Raw genomic sequence first — 1,006 nt, 5'->3', positions numbered from 1 at the left:
GTTTGAAGTGCTCTGAAAACGACATATACCTTCTTACCTGATAATCCTCCTATCTAGTAAATGTGCGAGTTTCCCTTTTTTAAATAATTGTCATTTGGAACTCACTATCTATTTTTATAAAAAAGTTATATTGAGATAGCTATCAAAGCTTTTAAATAAGTTCAAATCCCTAACTTGCTACATTGCCTGCGATAGTCTACTTCACGACCTCAAATTCAATCTCGTATTGAACGTCCCTATTAGCAAGGAAAACTTTAATTGTAAAGATTCTAGAAGCCATCGAAAATGTCTCGATGATTTTATCAAATTTTTTTTTATAAAGTTATTATAAAATTTATTGATACCAAAAAATTAATTCCTCTCAAAAAAAAAGAAAACAAACCGCGTAAATTTTGGTTTGTTTCCATTCTTCTATTTCTCTCGATACCTAATCAGTCGCATGCCATTGACAATGACGATGAGGATACTAGCTTCGTGGACGAACATACCTGTTCCCATGTTGACGAAACTAGGTACTAAGCCTGTACCTCCAAGGATTAGACTAGCCAGTAAAAAGAGCACAACTACAATCGCAATCACAATATTTTGTGTCATGTTGGCAACCGTGCGTTTACTTAAACCATATGCGTGGACAAGTTCATCAAAACTAGACTTCATTAGCACGATATCGGACGTTTCAATCGCAGTATCAGTACCAGAACCCATTGCGATACCTATATTAGCAAGTGCCAAACTAGGAGAATCGTTGACACCATCACCGATAAAAGCAATTTTTTTACCAGAGTTTTTGAGTGATTTGACAACTTCAGCTTTTTCTTCAGGCATGAGATTGGCACGTACTTCATCGATGCCGAGTTGGGCGGCGACTGCTTTAGCTGTTGTCTCGTTGTCTCCAGTCAGCATAATCATACGAGAAATACCTTCGTGGCGTAGTTCTTCGAGGGATTCTTTGACACCAGAACGTATTTCGTCCGCAATACCATAAATTAGTTGCAATCTGTTATCA

Annotated in this window: 1 protein-coding gene; it reads right to left on the bottom strand. The window is 37.2% G+C overall.

Going from position 1 to position 1,006, the window contains the following annotated elements:
• Positions 1–411: 411 nt before the first annotated feature.
• On the bottom strand, positions 412–1,006 hold a 595-nt coding region (locus tag AB0C76_RS41560), incomplete at its 5' end, for an HAD-IC family P-type ATPase (protein ID WP_359976036.1).

The sequence above is a fragment of the Kitasatospora sp. NPDC048722 genome (assembly GCF_040650235.1).
Classification (GTDB): Bacteria; Actinomycetota; Actinomycetes; order Streptomycetales; family Streptomycetaceae; genus Kitasatospora.
This window is presented reverse-complemented; position numbering and strand designations above follow the sequence as displayed.